The organism is bacterium, assembly GCA_020440705.1.
In the GTDB taxonomy this organism is placed as follows: Bacteria; Krumholzibacteriota; Krumholzibacteriia; order LZORAL124-64-63; family LZORAL124-64-63; genus JAGRNP01.
On the sequence record JAGRNP010000301.1, the window covers coordinates 262 to 618 of the forward strand.

The 357-nt window shown below is 60.2% G+C and carries 1 pseudogene (only partly in view); it reads right to left on the bottom strand.

Going from position 1 to position 357, the window contains the following annotated elements:
- Positions 1-357, bottom strand: a pseudogene (locus KDM41_18490) (DUF885 domain-containing protein) (it extends 261 nt beyond the left edge of the window).

Sequence of the window (357 nt, forward strand, 5' to 3'; positions counted from 1 at the left end):
CGCATTGATGATCAGGCGCAGGCGCATCTTGAGCTGCTGCATGCGCACCTCCGGGCCGCCGAAACCGAATTCCGCCATCAACTGCTCGGCGTAGGTTCCCCAGCCTTCCACAAAGGTGCCGCTGCCGAAGATCGCCCGCACGTTGGTCGGGGCCTTGAACTTGTTGGCGTGGGCCAGTTGGAGATAATGCCCCGGCGTACCCTCGTGGATGCTGAGGTCGTGCAGCATGTAAATATTGTATTCGCGGTAAAACGAGGCTGTGCGCTCAGCGCTCCAGTCCTTCGGAGTTGGGGAGATGGCGTAGAATGTTTTGGCATTCTTTTCCAGGGGGCCGGGCGCGTCGCAGTATGCCACCGA